Origin of the sequence: Mesorhizobium sp. M0292 (genome assembly GCF_040321695.1) — a bacterium.
Taxonomy (GTDB): Bacteria; Pseudomonadota; Alphaproteobacteria; order Rhizobiales; family Rhizobiaceae; genus Mesorhizobium.
On sequence record NZ_JAMYSB010000006.1, the window covers coordinates 299,199 to 314,460 of the forward strand.

Annotated in this window: 12 protein-coding genes; 1 reads left to right on the forward strand and 11 read right to left on the reverse strand. The window is 63.4% G+C overall.

All coding sequences use genetic code 11. The features are described 5' to 3' along the window. Nucleotides 1-270 precede the first annotated feature (270 nt). The 5 genes from NKI96_RS12575 to oiaX all read right to left on the reverse strand — a co-directional run bounded on the left by NKI96_RS12575 (nucleotide 271) and on the right by oiaX (nucleotide 7,101). Nucleotides 271-1,983, reverse strand: coding sequence for a glycerol-3-phosphate dehydrogenase/oxidase (locus NKI96_RS12575; protein WP_023735282.1), 1,713 nt, complete (start codon nucleotides 1,981-1,983; stop codon nucleotides 271-273). Then, complete coding sequence (locus NKI96_RS12580) at nucleotides 1,980-2,756, reverse strand: DeoR/GlpR family DNA-binding transcription regulator (protein ID WP_352545347.1); 777 nt, start codon at nucleotides 2,754-2,756, stop codon at nucleotides 1,980-1,982. Before NKI96_RS12580 ends, NKI96_RS12575 begins: the two co-directional genes overlap by 4 nt. After that, on the reverse strand, nucleotides 2,753-4,276 hold the full coding sequence (locus NKI96_RS12585) for an FGGY-family carbohydrate kinase (protein WP_352804700.1): 1,524 nt from the start codon (nucleotides 4,274-4,276) through the stop codon (nucleotides 2,753-2,755). Before NKI96_RS12585 ends, NKI96_RS12580 begins: the two co-directional genes overlap by 4 nt. 235 nt (nucleotides 4,277-4,511) lie before the next feature. Then, nucleotides 4,512-5,846 carry a four-carbon acid sugar kinase family protein gene (locus NKI96_RS12590; RefSeq protein ID WP_352804611.1) on the reverse strand — a complete coding sequence of 445 codons (1,335 nt, stop codon included), beginning with the start codon at nucleotides 5,844-5,846 and terminating at the stop codon, nucleotides 4,512-4,514. A 4-nt stretch (nucleotides 5,847-5,850) separates the two neighbouring features. Continuing rightward, on the reverse strand, nucleotides 5,851-7,101 hold the full coding sequence (oiaX, locus tag NKI96_RS12595) for a 3-oxo-isoapionate-4-phosphate decarboxylase OiaX (RefSeq protein ID WP_352804613.1): 1,251 nt from the start codon (nucleotides 7,099-7,101) through the stop codon (nucleotides 5,851-5,853). 185 nt (nucleotides 7,102-7,286) lie between these two features. On the opposite strand from oiaX, the gene NKI96_RS12600 reads away from it, so the two are divergent. Then, nucleotides 7,287-8,000, forward strand: a complete 714-nt coding sequence (locus NKI96_RS12600; RefSeq protein WP_023672607.1) for a transcriptional regulator NanR — start codon at nucleotides 7,287-7,289, stop codon at nucleotides 7,998-8,000. A 1-nt stretch (nucleotide 8,001) separates the two neighbouring features. On the opposite strand, the gene apnL is transcribed toward NKI96_RS12600, so the two are convergent. The 6 genes from apnL to NKI96_RS12630 all read right to left on the reverse strand — a co-directional run bounded on the left by apnL (nucleotide 8,002) and on the right by NKI96_RS12630 (nucleotide 15,157). Next, the gene (apnL, locus tag NKI96_RS12605; RefSeq protein WP_352804616.1) at nucleotides 8,002-9,840 is read right to left on the reverse strand and encodes a D-apionate lactonase; all 1,839 of its coding nucleotides are present in this window, start codon (nucleotides 9,838-9,840) and stop codon (nucleotides 8,002-8,004) included. After that, nucleotides 9,837-10,871, reverse strand: coding sequence for a Gfo/Idh/MocA family protein (locus tag NKI96_RS12610; RefSeq protein WP_023681700.1), 1,035 nt, complete (start codon nucleotides 10,869-10,871; stop codon nucleotides 9,837-9,839). Before NKI96_RS12610 ends, apnL begins: the two co-directional genes overlap by 4 nt. A 2-nt stretch (nucleotides 10,872-10,873) precedes the next feature. Further along, nucleotides 10,874-11,938, reverse strand: coding sequence for an ABC transporter permease (locus NKI96_RS12615; RefSeq protein ID WP_023741526.1), 1,065 nt, complete (start codon nucleotides 11,936-11,938; stop codon nucleotides 10,874-10,876). After that, complete coding sequence (locus NKI96_RS12620) at nucleotides 11,935-13,482, reverse strand: sugar ABC transporter ATP-binding protein (RefSeq protein WP_023730742.1); 1,548 nt, start codon at nucleotides 13,480-13,482, stop codon at nucleotides 11,935-11,937. Before NKI96_RS12620 ends, NKI96_RS12615 begins: the two co-directional genes overlap by 4 nt. After that, complete coding sequence (locus NKI96_RS12625; protein WP_352804620.1) at nucleotides 13,479-14,123, reverse strand: DUF2291 family protein; 645 nt, start codon at nucleotides 14,121-14,123, stop codon at nucleotides 13,479-13,481. The genes NKI96_RS12620 and NKI96_RS12625 overlap by 4 nt, the downstream gene beginning before the upstream one ends. 92 nt (nucleotides 14,124-14,215) lie before the next feature. Further along, a complete protein-coding gene (locus tag NKI96_RS12630) occupies nucleotides 14,216-15,157 on the reverse strand; it encodes a D-ribose ABC transporter substrate-binding protein (RefSeq protein ID WP_352652032.1) in 942 nt (313 codons plus the stop codon). Nucleotides 15,158-15,262: the final 105 nt, after the last annotated feature.

Below are 15,262 nucleotides of genomic sequence, written 5' to 3' on the forward strand. Positions count from 1 at the left end.
TTTGCACCGCTGTCAATCCCTCCGCAGATGGTTGCCTCAGCCGACGTTCGGCAGCCAACGCGAGCCTATTAGAAGGTAAGCATACAATATGACCATACGGTAGTGTTAATTTAACGTCAATTTGTGTTACCGGATCCAGTGACGGCATGAGCCCGTAGGCGCCGGCAAATCCCAATCCGGGTGCAAAATGGGAAGGTTGATGCACAGGGCGCAACAAGGGCAAATCGATCGGATTGCCTCAGGAAAAGCTAGGCGTCGGCGATCAAGCGATCAGTCCAGCCGCATCAGGTTCCTGCCTTCGAGCTCGACAACAGCGGCTTCGACCTCCCGCGTGAGGCGCTCGGTGCTCCACCCCAACGCCCGCCCCGCGATCGCGGCAATCTCCTGCAGGTCGCGGCTCGTCAGCGAGCCGCCTATCGCCAACGTGCTGCGGCGCATAACGACATCGGCCAGATGTTCGACGAACTCGTTGCGCGCGATGTAGTCGATTTCCGCCTTGCCGTAGCCGCCGGAGTCCGGCAGGCAACCCTCATCATCCGACCCGTGCCTGGCGATCTCAACGGCTCTGGTCCCGTAGCGCGACAGCAATTGATCAAGGCGCCCTTCCCCGGCGCCCGTTGCCTGCTGTGCCTCAGCCAGCCAGTCCGCGCGCGCGGCGGCATTGGCCGGAAAATCCCGCCCACCGCCGATCGGCATCGACTGAGTCGACATCTTGCGGCTGCGCTGCAAGCGCTTGAGTACGGTATCAGTGACTTCCTCGGCAAAGCCGCGGAACGTCGTCCATTTGCCGCCGACCAGCGAAATGACTGCAAAGGGCCTGTTGCCGTCCGGCTCGGCAACGGGCGCCGAATGATCGCGGCTGATCAGTCCGGGCGTCGCTGCTTCAGACGTCGGCAGCGGCCGGATGCCGCTATAGGCGTAGACGATCTGGTCGCGCTCGAACGCCATGCCCGGCAGCAGCGTTCGCACGCTGTCGAGCAGATAGTCGACTTCTTCGGGTTCGCAGCGGACCGCGTCCGGATTGTCGGCCTTGATGTCGGTCGAGCCGACCAGCGCCAGGCCGAGATAGTCGTAGACCAGGCAGATGCGGCCGTCATCGGCCTCGAAATAGAGCATGCGCCCGGCGAGGCTTTTGACCAGTTCGTCATGCCTTAAAAGGATATGCGAGCCCTTGGTGCCGCCGATCATCTTCGATGGAGCACCAAGCAGCGCGTTGACGTCGTCGATCCACGGACCGGCGGCGTTCACCACCAGCTTCGGCCGCACCGAAAAGGCCGCGCCGTTTTCCGGCTGGAAGGTGAGCACGCCATTGGCTGAAGCCGCCAGTGTCGTGTAGTTGGCACCGGCAGACGCCGCGTGAGCCTGCAAGCCGTCGAGGATCAGTTCCAGCACCAGCCTTTCCGGGTGACTTATCTTGGCGTCGTAGTAGGTGCCGGTGGCGACGATCGCCGGATTGAGCGCCGGCATCTCAACAAGCGCCTGCCGCCGCCCGACCATGCGGTGGCGCGGCATGACCTGGTTTCGTGAACCGTAGAAATCGTAGATCATCAAGCCGATCTTGATCAGTATGGCGCCGCGGCTGCGCGGCGCGCTGGTCGAGCCGAACAGCGTTCGCAACGCCGCGAGCATGCCCTTGCTCCACGAGAAGATCGGGATGACGGTCGGCAGCGGGCTGACATAGTGCGGCGCGTTTTGAAGAAGCAGATTGCGTTCGAGCGTCGACTGCGCCACCAGCCCGAACTCGCCGGTCTCGAGATATTTCAAGCCGCCGTGGATGAGCCTCGACGGCGCGGCACTGGTGCCCGAGCCGAAATCCGCCTTTTCGACGATCAGGCAGCTGACACCTTGCGCGCACAGATCGCGAAACAGCCCAGCCCCGTTGATGCCGGCGCCAAGAATGACGACGTCGACTTCGCCGGTCCCGGCCATCGCGGCGAGACGCCCGGCGGGATTGTCCGCCGCTGCTCCATCTGTTGGGTTCATGGCGCCTTCGTCTTGACGATGCGCAGTTTCACCCCGGCTCGCTCGAGGCTCTGCGCCTGCGCATCGCCGAGGCCCTCGGTCACCAGCACGGCGTCGAAACTGGTCAAATCGTCGAAGACATGCAGCGCGATCCGGTCGAATTTTGCGTGGTCGACCAAAAGGATGCGCTTCACGGAGGCGGTCATCATCGCCTGCTTGACCCGCACGACATTCGGATCCTGGATGAAAGCCGTGGTTCCGGTGACGGCCGAAGCCGAACAGATCAGCACATTGGCGCGCAACTGCGCCACGGCGTTCTCGCAGACGATGCCGATATAGGCATTGTAGGTGCCGTGATACTGGCCGCCGAGACAGATGAAGTCGAGGTCGTCGACATTGATCAGCAACGCAGCCGTCGACACGCTGTTGGTGACAACCGTCAGCGGCTTGACGTCGAGCAGCAGCGTCGCAACCGCGTTTGCCGTCGATGAATCGTCCAGCATCACCACCTGGCCGGCCTCGACATAGTCCAATGCTGCCCGCGCCAGCGCATCCTTCTCGGCTCGGTTGACCGTCACCCGGTAGCGGAAGGCGCTCTCATAGAGACCGGACGGCTGAACCGTCACGGCACCATGCAGCTTGCGCAGCACGCCCTGCTGCGCCAGCCGGTCGATGTGCCGGTGGATGGTCATGCGCGATACGCCGAAATGCTCGACCAGATCGTCGATGCGCACCTGGCCCAGCTTGATCACATAATCGGCGATCTCTTCGCGTCGTTCGTCGGCCTTGATCATGCGTCTCCCCTTGGCCGCGCCAGCCTTTCGATGTCCGGCCAATGCGACTTCAGCTGCTCGGCTATGCGGCAGTAGAGCGAAAACCGCTCATTGAACACAGCACTGGAGGCGGGCACCGGTTGATACGTCCGCTCCGTCATCCCAACCTGCCTTGCTCCCTCTTGCGGCGTCTTGAACAAGCCGACCGCAGCACCTGCGCAAAGCGCGGCACCGAGGGCCGCGGTCTCATCCGTCGAGGTGACGGTGACCGGGGCGTTCAGCACGTCGGCAAACATCTGGACGAAGGCAGGATTGCGCGAACCGCCGCCGGTCAGGCGGATCTCGCTGACGGCAAAGCCGTCGCGCAAAGCCTCGACATGGGTGCGGTGATTGAAGGCGATGCCTTCCAGAACCGCCTTCAGCATGTCGCCGCGATTGTGCCAGCCATGCAGGCCGACAAAGCTGCCGCTGGCCAAATCGCCATAGGGAGAGCCGAACAGATAGGGATGAAACAGGATGGTCGAAGGCTTGTTCAACGCCGCGTCGATCTCTCCCGCCAGCAATTCGTGGAGGGAGCCGCCATCCGTCCTGTCCTGCTCCGCGCGGCAAAACGTGTCGAGAAACCAGTCGTAGTTCGCGGTCGAGGCCGGCGAGATCGACATGTTGTTCCAACGGCCCGCGTCGATGGCGTTGCGGCAGAACCAACGCCGGTCGACGCGCGGTTGCGAAGAGACGACTTCATTGATGGAATAGGTGCCGGCGACGATGGCGAGCACGCCGTCTTCATGGCCGCCCATGCCAAGCGCCGAGGCGGCCACGTCGTGCAGGCCGCAGGCGACCGGTGTTCCCTTGCGAAGGCCGGTCCTTTCGGCGGCATCGGCTGTGACTTGACCGGCGACGTCAGCCGAATGCCCAACCGGCGGCAGCGCGTTGAACAGATCCTCCAACCCGAAGATGCGCAGCGCTTCAGGCGCATAGGCTTGCGTGCGAAAATCCGTGAATGAAGTGCTGGCCTCCGTGCGGTCGGTCCCGATCGTGCCGGTCAGGCAAAAGCGCAACCAGTCCTTGCAGGCCAGCACACGGCCGATGCGGCCATAGCGATCAGGATCGTTCTGCTTAAGCCACGCCAGCAGCGCCGACGGCGCCGAAACATGCGGCGTCTGGCCTGTCGTCGCCAGCGCATCGGTGAAAACGGTACCGGCGGACCACCTGTCGACAATGTCGCCGGCGCGGCTGTCGAGCGACAGGATGCCTGGTCCCAAAGGCTGACGATCATGATCGAGCACATAGAGACCATCGCCATGCGCGGTCGCCGCCACCGCCTTGATGTCTTCCGCCGGCCTGCCGGAGAGCGCGATCGCCTCCTTGATGGCGTCGGCTGTTGCTTGCCACAGGCCTGACATGTCGCGCTCCACCCAGCGCGCGTGGGGCATCGATTGCGGCACCCGGCGACGCGCCACGGACAATTGCGTGCCGTCGGCATCGAAGATGACCGCCTTGGTGACCGTGAGGCCGTTATCGATTCCGAGCAGGCTGGGCATGATCACCGCCTCTTTCAGCATTGGCGATTGCTACAGGGCGATCCTGCAGTCTGATGCAAGGGCGAAACACATGGCGACAACCCCGATAGAGCAAGGCGGATAAATGGCAAAAGTACCTTGCCCCGACAAAACACCCATATCTTTATGTGAATTTAACGTCAACATGCGCGACAAAAACCGCTACCGCGCCGTTAGAGGGCATGAATGGATCTCGCGGTTGCCAGGCGACGCGTAATCAGCTGCTAAGGCCGTCACGGATGGCGCTGAAATAGCGGTCGGTTCCAACCTGCCCGCCCTTGAGTGCCACCTCCAGCCCATCGATCGCCTTGACGCGCGAGTGAGCGACGCAAAGCGGCGAGCCCGGCGACGCCGGCAACGGCATCCGCACGGTCAGCGCATCGACACCCATCTGGCCGAGCGCGTGGCTCGACGTATCGCCGCCGGCAACGACCACGCGCTGCAACTTCTGCTCGATGGTCAGCGCGCGAAGCAGTTCGCCGAGGCCCCGCCCGAGCTTGTGGCGGGCGCCTTCCTGGCGGTCGATTTCGCCCCCCCTATCGGCCGCGGGTCCAAGGGCCGTGTAGAGAACGACGCTGCGCCCGGCTTCCAGACTGGCGCGACCGGCTGCCGTCGCGCGTGCGATCGCATCTCCGGAAGCTTCGGAGACCAGTTCGACGGGATCGACCTCGATGCCGTCGAAGCCGTCAGTCAAAGCGTGACGGATCTGTCGTTCGGTCGTCGACGAACAACTGCCCGAGACGACCGCGATCCGGTCGGCGGCACCCGGCGGCGAAAATTCTGGTTCAGCTCTGACTGTCCCGTTCGACACCCATTCGGCCAGCAGCGCATATTCGATCCCCGACGAGCCGACGACGAACGAACCGCCCGGCTTGCGGGCGCGCCATATCTCCTTGCCGGCAAGCGCCTGCGTCTCGAGGCTGTCGACATCGACAAGTACGATGTCGGTGCCCTTTGCGAGCAAGCGGTCGAAGGCTTCCGAGCGCGACGCCGACTGCAACGTCGCGAGATCGACCAGCCCCGACGTGAGCTCCGTCTGCCGCGACAGATGGATCAGCAGGTCGGATTCATCCATCGGCGTCGTCGGGTGGCGGCTCATCACCGGATGGCGGTCGATGCGGAAATACTTTTCACGATAGGCCGCGAATAGATGACCGAAGGCAGTGTAACGCTTGAGTTGCGGCGCCCCGACCAGCAGCGGCACGCTGTCCTGCGCGAAGACCGAGCGGCCGATCTCGATCGCCCGGCCGATGCTGCCGATCGCCGGGCTGGAATCGAAGGTGGAGCAGACCTTGTAGTGATAGATCGCGGCATTCAGCGTCTTCAGCCAAGCGAAGGCATCGCTCAGATGCGTGTTCATCCATTGCGGCGTCTCGCTGCGGCTGGTGCCGGCCAGGCCAATGGCGCGGCAATGGCTGAACTGCTCAACCATAGCCGCGTCCGGCTGGCGCATGAACAGCACGGTCGGGACGCCGCCGAGTTCAAGCGCTTCCATGACGTCGGTCGAACCGGTGAGGTCGTCGCCATAATAGCTGAGCAGCAGGTCTTGCATCGCTTCAGGCCGCTTTGCCGTCGCCGAATTTTTCGATCGACCGCGCCAGCTCCGGATGGCTCAAGGCGAAATCCGCCAGCGGAATGCCGTCGACCGCCGCCTGCCAGGCTTGCTGCACGGCACGCACCCCGGCGCCCGGTCCATCCGGATGGCTGACGATGCCGCCGCCGCACAGATAGAGCAGATCGACCGTCCGGCCGGTCCGTTCATAGGTCTCGGGCGCTTGCCCGCCCCATTGGCCGGAGCCCGCCACAGGCAAGGCGCAATCCTCAGGCGCAAAAATCGGCGTCGTCACCGCCTTGAAGGACTCGACGAAAGACGCGTCCGGCTCCCAGTATTTCGATTGGATGCCGTTGATCTGGAACTGGTCGACGCCGAGCAGCCGCCAGAATTGCTGCCAGACCTTGAAATCCATGCCGAGGCCGGGATGGCGAGTAAGAATGTCCCAGCCGTTGCGATGGGCATGCAGCACCAGGGTGGAGCGTCTTCTAAGAAACGCCATGCCACCGAAGCCTATCGAGTTGATGTTGACCACCGCGCAATTGCCGCCGGCCTTGGCCACCAGATCGTGATTGCGCATCATCTCGTCCGGGTCGGCATGCGAGATGCCGAAGGCATACATCACCTTCTTACCGGTCCTCTGCTCGTGGCCGAGGATCAGCGGCATGATTGCCTTTACCCGCTCCGCCAGCGGCGAATAGGCCGGGCTCATCAGCTTCTCATCGTCCTTGATGAAATCGACACCGGCGGCAATCAGCTCGCCCACCATCGCGGCGGTCTCGGGGGGCCGCAGCCCCAGCGCCGGCTTGACGATGGTGCCGATGATCGGCCGATCCGTGACACCTGTCAGCCTGCGGCTGCCGGCGACGCCGAATTGCGGACCTGGATGCGCGCCGCGGAATTGCTCCGGCAGCTTCATGTCGACAACGCGAATGCCGGTTAGGCCCTTGATCGAATAGGCGCCGCCGATGGCAATGGTTATCAGAGCCGACAGGTCGTGGCCGATGGCATCGAATGGAAAGGCGATGTCGACATCCGCGCGCTTGAACGGCCCGTTACCGGCCTCGGGAATGGAGGGGCGAAGTGCGTCCGGCAGGTGCCGAATGGCCAGAACGCGCGCGGCCACCCGGGCCTTCAGTTCCTCGGTTTCGCCGGGCAGCGCGACGAAGGTTCCGGTCGACTGGTCGCTCGCGATCTTGGCTGCCAGCGCCTCGATGCTGCCTGATGTTTCGATGCGGTAGGTGAGCGTGATCATGGTTCGTTGTCTGAGGGCGGAAGGTTCGAAAAGAGTTCCTTGATCGTCGAAATCTGGTATAATGAGTACATAAGCTTTGCAAGCAATATCCTGTCTTGCGGCTATGGCCGATGGGGGCGACGGCCATTCCGGGAATGGCTGTGGCAATGCTAGATAGAGACAGGTCAAGGGAGTGATTCGCGACGATGAACCGTTCGGAGCCGATCGTCCGGCGCAAACTTTCCGACGAAGTGTTTTTGCGGCTGAAGCGCCTGATCACCAGCGGAGAATTGACGCCGGGCGACGACATGCCGTCGGAGCGCGAGTTGATGGAGCGCTTCGAGGTCGGCCGTCCCGCGATCCGCGAGGCGATGCAGGCGCTGAGCAATATGGGCCTCGTCGCGATCTCGCATGGGGAACGCGCCAAGGTGCTCCAGCTGACCGCCAAGTCGATCATCAAGCAGGTCGATGGCGCAGCCAAGATCATCCTGTCGTCGTCGAAGGACACGTTGGAACACCTGAAAACGGCGCGCATCTTCTTCGAGCGCGGTATGGTCAGGGAAGCCGCCGAAAACGCCACTGCCGAGGACGTTGAGCAGCTGCGGGCCACAATTGCCGAACAGCGTGGCTTTCGCGGCGATTCCGAAGCCTTCATCTCCGCCGACATGAAGTTTCACACCCAGATCGCGGCGATCTCGGGCAACCCGATCTATATCGCCGTCAGCGAGGCGATGCTCGGTTGGCTGAAGGAATATCACACCGAAATGCTGATCTGGACCGGCAAGGAACAGTTCACGCTGACCGAGCATGAAGAGATCATCGGCCGCATTGAGAAGAAGGATGCCGACGGCGCCGAGAAGGCGATGATCAAGCACCTCGAGCGCTCGCGCGCGCTTTATGTGATGAACTCCGGCAACTGATTCAGCCGATCCGTGTGATCGCGTAAGGGGTCATCACCAGTTGGCCTCGGCCAAACGCTGAGATGTCGACCGTCACGTCGTTCGCCGTCAGGTTCGCCAGCCACGCCACGGTCTTGCCCGAAGCGGAGCGGCCGGCCAGCGCCAGCACCTTCGTCTGATCGCTCGTCCTTGCCGCCACATGCGCAAGGCCGGCCAGTTCGCAAAGCCCCTTGATGGCACCGAAGATCGGCCGAGGCGATCCTTCCGCGACGGGTTCGCCGGATGCTGCGAGCACGCCGAAGGGCCCGGCGAAGCCGGACAGCGTGAGCAGTTCCAGCCCAGCCGGCGCCACGCGCGCGGCATAGCCGATCGCCCATGCGGCTGCGAAGAGGCCGGCATGGCGAGGGTCGCGATCGGCCATGGCGATGCGCTGTCCCCCGGGATTGCCCTTGGTCGCGCCGCCATAGGGGTTCTGGCGCATGGCGATCGTCGACGGACCGATGCGGTAAGGCTTTGCCCCGAAGATCGCCCGCGCCGACGCGGTGATGAAGGGCAGCGCCTCCAGTGACTGCATGACGCTGAGATCGTCGGCGGCGTGCACGATCGGACACGTGCAGTGGGTGACGAAATCGAGCAGGCCCCCCGGCACGCGCTTGCGGTTGAGCTCGGTGAAATAGCTGAACATGCCGCCACCAAGCCGGATATCGGGAAAGGCGCGCCGCGCCGCGTCATAGACGTCTTCGAGCGGCGGACAGTCCGGCCACGCACTGCCCGGCGGTGTCGACTGCCGGTCAACCGAAGGCGAGACGGCAATGGCCGAAAGCTTCAACCCGGCTTGACGCACCATGTCGGCAACGCCTGACAGCTCGGCATCGAGGTCGCCCGCGCAGGCAACGACGCATTCCAGCGTCGTCTGCACCGGATAGGCGGCGGTGAGCCTTGCATAAGACTGCAATGCTTCGAGACCGTGGCCGCGCGTCGGATCGTAGTGGAAGACAAGTTGCTGCGGGCCGAGCTCGGTCAATGTCGAAAGATTTGCGAGCGCTGCTTCGACCTCATCCGGGTAGATGATCACGCCGAGATCCGGCAGCCTCTGCCCGGTCTCGCCGAGTTCGACGCTGACCGGTTCGGCGGCAGATGCTGCGGCCGACATTCTCCCCTCGCTGGTGATGAGCAGGCTGACCGTCTGGCTTACAGTTTGGCCGGCCGGCAGCACATAGGGCCAAGGCAGCGCCAGTGGCCGCACATAGGTCTTGTAGGACGCGTCCGACCAGTTGCGCTGGTCCTCCATCTCGAAAGTGTCGCCCTCCATCCGGCATTCGGCAGTGATGCCCGGCCGGACCTCATGAGTGATCGCGCGCAAATCCTTGAAAGGCTGCCAGGGATCGATCAACAGCGGCAGCTTCGCCGCCACCAAGCTGCCGTCCGTATGCTCGACCGTGACCGGGCTGCCGGCGAGGCCGGCGATCGGATGCAGGACGCAAAAACCGCAGCGATTGGTCTCGAAATCGCTTTCAGGGACCGCGCTGACGTCGAACACCAGGTTACCGTTGGCGGAGCCCTTGATCGTAGCGCGAAAGTCGAGCCGGCTTCCGCCCGGTGCTAAGCAAGTTGCGGAGTAGCTGACGGAGAAGCTGTCGGCGTCCTGATCGACGGCAAGGTCCGTCAGCGCCGGTTCATAGGTGCCCCAGTCGCGGTCGCGCACGATGTAGGCGATGGCGCGCAGCACTTCGATGCCGCCGTAACGGATGGTGCGCAGGCTGCCGTTGACAAAGTCGGCGCTGAGCAAGCCCGCACTCAGCCTAACCGGCTCGGCCTCGACCACGCGTGTGCCGTATAGGAGGAAGGCGTCGGCTGTCATGTCAGCAAGCCATCCAGGTGGACAGGTTCGTGGCTCGCGGCGCCCAGATAGGCCGCCTCGACCAGCGCGAATGTCTTGAGATTGTCGGCGCCCGAGGTCGCCGGCTCGGTTCCCTTTGCCAGGCAGTCGACCCAGTGCTGCTGGATGGCGACGACGCTCTCCTGGATGTTGTGCCATGGGCGCGATGCCCAGGCGAGTACGGGCGGCGAAACGTCGGTGATCTTCGTGCCGCTCCTGCCGGTGACGGTGAGCCGATATCCCTGCGCCAAGCGGATCGTGCCGTCGCTGCCGTCGATCTCGATCAGCGTTTCGGGAAACGGTTCGGTGGCGAGCTTCGTCGCGTAGCTACAGTCGACCACTGACGTCGCCCCGCTCTTGTGGTCCATCAGCATCGTCGCGACATCTTCGCCCGCGATGCCGGGGTTGATGCGCGCGGTTCGCGTCGTGATCGTCGACACGTCGCCCAGTAGAAAACGGGCGATGTCGAGACTGTGGATACCGAGGTCCTCGATGATGAAGCGCTTTCCCTTGGCGAGATAGGGCTGGCCGGAAAACACGTCATAGGCAGAGCGGAAGGAGATGCGCCCGAAGAACGGCGTGCCGATCTCGCCGCTGTCGAGCACGGCACGCACCGCCTGGATCGCCGACTGCCAGCGAAAATTCTCATGCACCATCAGCGGTACGCCGGCTTCCACGCAGGCCCTCACCATCGCCTTGGCGTCGGCAAGCGTCGGCGCGAACGGCTTTTGGCAAATCACCGGCACACGGTGCAGCGCCGCCATCTCGACCAGCGGACGATGGCTGGGAACGGTAGTGGCGATATCGACGAAGTCGAGGCTTTCGCTTGCAAACATCTCTGCCGCGTCGGTGTAGCGCTTCGCAATGCCGAACTGGTCGCCGATGATGCGCAGCCGCTCCGGGTCGCGGTCGCAAATGGCGACCATCGCGGCGCCTTCAATGTCGCGCCAGGCATGCATCTGGTTGATGGCAAAGAAGCCGCAGCCGATGAGCCCTCCCCGCAACTCCGCCATGCTCAGCCTGCCTTTGCCATCTGCATCAACGTCACCCGGCTCTGCAGCCGGCGCTGCGCCTGGTCGACGACGACGGCGACGATGATGACAAGGCCCTTGATCACCATCTGCCAGAAGGAACTCACGCCCATCATCACCAACCCGTCCGAAAGAATGCCGATGACGAAGGCGCCGACAATGGTGCCGCCGATCGTGCCGCGCCCACCTGACATCGAGGTGCCGCCGAGCACTGCCGCCGCGATGGCGTTGAGCTCGAAACTTTCGCCCGTTGCCGGGTGCGAGGCCATCAGTTCGGACGAGATGATCAAACCGACGATCGCCGCGCAAAAGCCGGAGAACATGTAGACGAACATTTTCACCACGTTGACACGAACGCCCGAAATTCGCGACGCCCGTTCATTGCCGCCGACGGCGAAGATGTGGCGGCCGAGCGGCGTGTATTTGGCGAGATATGCCGCCGCCAGCGCAACGACGATCAGGATCCAGATCGCCACCGGCAGGCCGAGCAGCCGCCCGGCGCCGAGGAAACCAAACCCGGTGGTGCCAAGCTCCGGCTTGCCGACCAGGTTGGGGAAGGTGCGGCCGTCCGACGACAGCAACGCCAGGCCGCGCGCGACATAGAGCACGCCAAGCGTGGCGATGAACGGCGCGACGTTCAGCCTGGTGATCAGCAATCCGTTGACGGCGCCGATCAGGATGCCAACCGCCAGCGTGATCAGCGCGATCTCGACGACGTTGAAATAGATAGTGTAGCCGAATTGCAGGTCGATGCCGTTCAGCACGAGGTAGCCGGCGACCATGCCGCACAGGCCGACGATCGAGCCGACCGACAGGTCGATGCCGCCGGTGATGATGACGAAGGTCATGCCCATGGCGAGGAAGGCGTTCAGCGCCACATGTTTCGACATCAGGATCAGGTTGGCGGTCGACAGGAAATTCGGCGCCGCGATCGAGAAGAAGATCAAGACGGCGATCAGCGCGATGAAGGTCCTCGCCTTCATCAGCGTCAGCAGCAGCGAGCCGCTCGAAACGGAGGAGACAGCCGCCTTGGCCGGGATGTCAGTCATGGGTTCTCCGTGTGCGGGGCCGGTCCGTGGCCAAGTGCCGAGGCGGCGACAAGGGCTGCCTCCGTCGCCTCGGCGCGATCGAACATGCCGGTCAGTTTTCCATTGCTCATCACCGCGATCCGGTCGGACAGCGCCATCACCTCATCGAGATCGGAGGTGGCGAACAGAATACCGAGCCCATCGCGCGACAGTTTGCGCATGGTGCGGAAGACGTCGGCCTTGGCGCCGACATCGATGCCGCGGCTCGGCTCGTCCATCAGCAGCACCTTCGGCCCGGTGAGCAGCGCCTTGCCGATCACCACCTTTTGCTGGTTGCCGCCCGACAGCGACGAGACCTCCTGCGCCGGGTCGGCAACCTTGATCGCCAGTTCCCGCACCATCTGCGTCACCGCCTGCTTCTCCTGGCCGCCACTGATGTGGAACAGGCGGACAAAGCGCGACAGGCTGGCCAGCGTCAGATTGCTGGCGACGGAGAGGATCGACACCAGCCCTTCGCGTTGGCGGTCTTCGGGGATCAGCGCCAGCCCGCGCCGGATACGCCGCGTCGTGTCGCGCTCCTTGACCTTTTTGCCGGCGATGAAGATCGCGCCGGTCGCCTGGCCATGGCGGCCCATGATGCAGTCGAACAGCTCGCTCCGCCCAGCGCCCATCAGGCCGTATATGCCGAGGATCTCGCCGGCGCGCAGCGACAGCGAGACGTGATCGACCGCCAGCCCGCCGGTGGCGCGCGGCAGGCAGATGTCCTCGGCGCGGAATATCTCTTCGCCGGGAACATGGCCGTCGGCCTTGGCGAAATCCTTGGCGTCGGAGCCGATCATCTGCCGCACGATCCACCGGGTGTCGACGTTTTTCATCTCCTCCTGGCCGGTGATGTGCCCATCGCGCAGCACCGTGATGTAGTCGCCGATGCGGATCAGCTCTTCCAGCCGGTGCGAGATGTAGACGATCGCCACGCCGCGCGCCTTGAGGTCGGCGATCACCTTGAACAGGATCTCGACTTCCGCCGCACTGAGCGCCGAGGTCGGCTCGTCCATGATCAGGATGCGCGCATCGAGCGAAACCGCCTTGGCGATCTCGACCAGCTGCTGCTGGCCGATGCGCAGATCCTCGACCAGCATGTCGGGCCTTATCCCGGCCTGCAGGCGTTCGAGAAATTGCGCCGCGCGACGCTCCTGCTCCTTGCGGTCGATCTTGCGGAACCGGTTGGTGATCTCGCGCGTGGCGAAGATGTTCTCGGCGACGGTCATATTGCCAAACAGGTTCAGCTCCTGGAACACCATGCCGATGCCGCGGTTCACCGCGTCGCCCGATGACGAGAAGGAGACCTCCTCCCCTTCCAGGAGGATCCGGCCGAGCGTCGGCTGTTCGACGCCGGCGATGATCTTCATCAGCGTCGATTTGCCGGCGCCGTTTTCGCCGACCAGCACATTGACCGCGCCCTTGCGCACCTCGAAATTCGCGCGCTTGACCGCGACGGTGCCGGAATAGACCTTGGAGACGTCCTCCAGCTTCAAGACGACATCGTGAGCAACCGCAGCGCTCATGGCTTCCGCCCGATTTCTGCCTCCGCCGGCGTCACCAGCGGCAGGTCCTGGCCGCTCTCGAGCGTATAGGCGCCGAGAACCTTGGCGGTCCGGCCTTCCAGCGCGTCACGCGGCAGTTTGGCAAACAGGACCTTGACGGCATAGGCGTTGAACGCCTTGCCGAACTGGGCAAAGTCGATCTGATTGGTAAAATCGTTGAACTGGATGAAATCGAGGCTGTCGCGCAGCGCGGTTCCCCGCATCGCCGGTCCGATTTGCACCCGCGCATCGGCCTTGCCGTCGCCGTCGACATCGACATCAATGGTCGCTGCCCGCGACTGCGTGTTGGCGGCGATGATCTTGCCCTCGACGCGAACCGCGAAGGTCCAGGGCGAATTCGCCTGCTTGTTCGGATTGCCATATTTGGCGCCGGCGGAAGCAGGATCGGTTTTTGCCAGAGCGTGGACTTGCACAAACGGCCCGGCTTTCTGCTGGAGGTAAGGCACGACCTTCGCCGCCCATATCTCCTCGACCATCTTGTCCGGGTTGAAGACGGCGGCATTGCCGCTGTCCCCCGAGGCGGTCGGGAGGATCTTGCAGGCGGTCAAGCTGATGCCGAGTATCACGGCAAGGATCGGCCAGGTCGGCTTGTTGTTCAGCATGATGGCTTGTTGAGCATGGTGATCAGTACCCACGGAAAATGGCGACGAGGGACGACCCTTGGGTCGCCCCTCGCTATTCATGTCACGCCGGCTCAGTTGGTAAGCGCAAAAGTTTCCAGCTTGGAAGCATTGTCGCCATTGACCAGGACGCAGTCCATCAACTGCTTTTCCTTGGCCGGCGACTTCTTGTTCTTGATGAAGTCGTTGGCCTGCTCGACCGCCATCTGCGCCTGCGCATAAGCCGGCTGCAGCACGGTTGCCTTGATGCCGCCCGCGGTGATGGAGTCGCGCACGTCATTCGACCCGTCGAAGCCGACGACGATGACGTCCTTGCGGTTTGCCGCGACCAGCGCCGCATAGGCGCCCATCGCCATCGTGTCGTTGCCGGAGATGACGCCCTTGATATCCGGGTTGGCCTGGAGGATCGATTCCATCTTGGAATACGCTTCCGTCTGGCTCCAGTTTGCCGACTGCTGGGCGACCATCTTCAGATCCGGATAATCGTCGATGACGTCGTGATAGCCCTTCGAGCGAATGCCGGCATTGGTATCGGATTCCTTGCCGACCAGCTCGACGAAATTGCCCTTCTCGCCCATCAGCTTGACGAACTCCTGCGCGCCGAGCTGGGCGCCCTGGTAGTTGTTGGAGACGATCTGAGCCACGGCGACGCCGGTGGCGTTGATCTCGCGATCGATCAGGAACGACGGCACGCCTGCGTCCTTGGCCTTCTGCACGGCAGCGACAGTGGCGTCGGCGCCGGCATTGTCGAGGATGATCGCCTTGGCGCCGCGACCGATCGCCGTATCGATCAATTCGGATTGCTTGTTGGCATCGTCGTCATGGACGAGCACAAGCGCTTCGTAGCCGAGTTCCTTGGCCTTGGCTTCGGCGCCGACGGCTTCCGCCTTGAAGAACGGATTGTCGTGCGAGGGCGTGATGATGGCAATGAGGTCGGCCGCATAGGCGGGTACCGCCGTGCCAAGCGCCAGCATGCCGGCGAACGCCGCAAGTGTCATTCTGCGTGTGAGTTTCATGATGTCCTCCCGTTTGAAAAATTGCCTTGATCAATCAAGGCCTCTGCATTCGAATTCGTCGCGCAGCGCGGGCCGCCGATCGGTTCGGGCTGAAATGCCGTTGCC

What these genes read in the sequence shown, in the direction of transcription:
- NKI96_RS12615 (WP_023741526.1), bottom strand. Translation starts at nt 11,938, where the DNA reads ATGACTGACATCCCGGCCAAGGCGGCTGTCTCCTCCGTTTCGAGCGGC.
- NKI96_RS12630 (WP_352652032.1), bottom strand. Translation starts at nt 15,157, where the DNA reads ATGAAACTCACACGCAGAATGACACTTGCGGCGTTCGCCGGCATGCTG.
- apnL (WP_352804616.1), bottom strand. Translation starts at nt 9,840, where the DNA reads ATGACAGCCGACGCCTTCCTCCTATACGGCACACGCGTGGTCGAGGCC.
- NKI96_RS12600 (WP_023672607.1), top strand. Translation starts at nt 7,287, where the DNA reads ATGAACCGTTCGGAGCCGATCGTCCGGCGCAAACTTTCCGACGAAGTG.
- NKI96_RS12575 (WP_023735282.1), bottom strand. Translation starts at nt 1,983, where the DNA reads ATGAACCCAACAGATGGAGCAGCGGCGGACAATCCCGCCGGGCGTCTC.
- oiaX (WP_352804613.1), bottom strand. Translation starts at nt 7,101, where the DNA reads ATGATCACGCTCACCTACCGCATCGAAACATCAGGCAGCATCGAGGCG.
- NKI96_RS12590 (WP_352804611.1), bottom strand. Translation starts at nt 5,846, where the DNA reads ATGCAAGACCTGCTGCTCAGCTATTATGGCGACGACCTCACCGGTTCG.
- NKI96_RS12585 (WP_352804700.1), bottom strand. Translation starts at nt 4,276, where the DNA reads ATGCCCAGCCTGCTCGGAATCGATAACGGCCTCACGGTCACCAAGGCG.
- NKI96_RS12610 (WP_023681700.1), bottom strand. Translation starts at nt 10,871, where the DNA reads ATGGCGGAGTTGCGGGGAGGGCTCATCGGCTGCGGCTTCTTTGCCATC.
- NKI96_RS12620 (WP_023730742.1), bottom strand. Translation starts at nt 13,482, where the DNA reads ATGAGCGCTGCGGTTGCTCACGATGTCGTCTTGAAGCTGGAGGACGTC.
- NKI96_RS12625 (WP_352804620.1), bottom strand. Translation starts at nt 14,123, where the DNA reads ATGCTGAACAACAAGCCGACCTGGCCGATCCTTGCCGTGATACTCGGC.
- NKI96_RS12580 (WP_352545347.1), bottom strand. Translation starts at nt 2,756, where the DNA reads ATGATCAAGGCCGACGAACGACGCGAAGAGATCGCCGATTATGTGATC.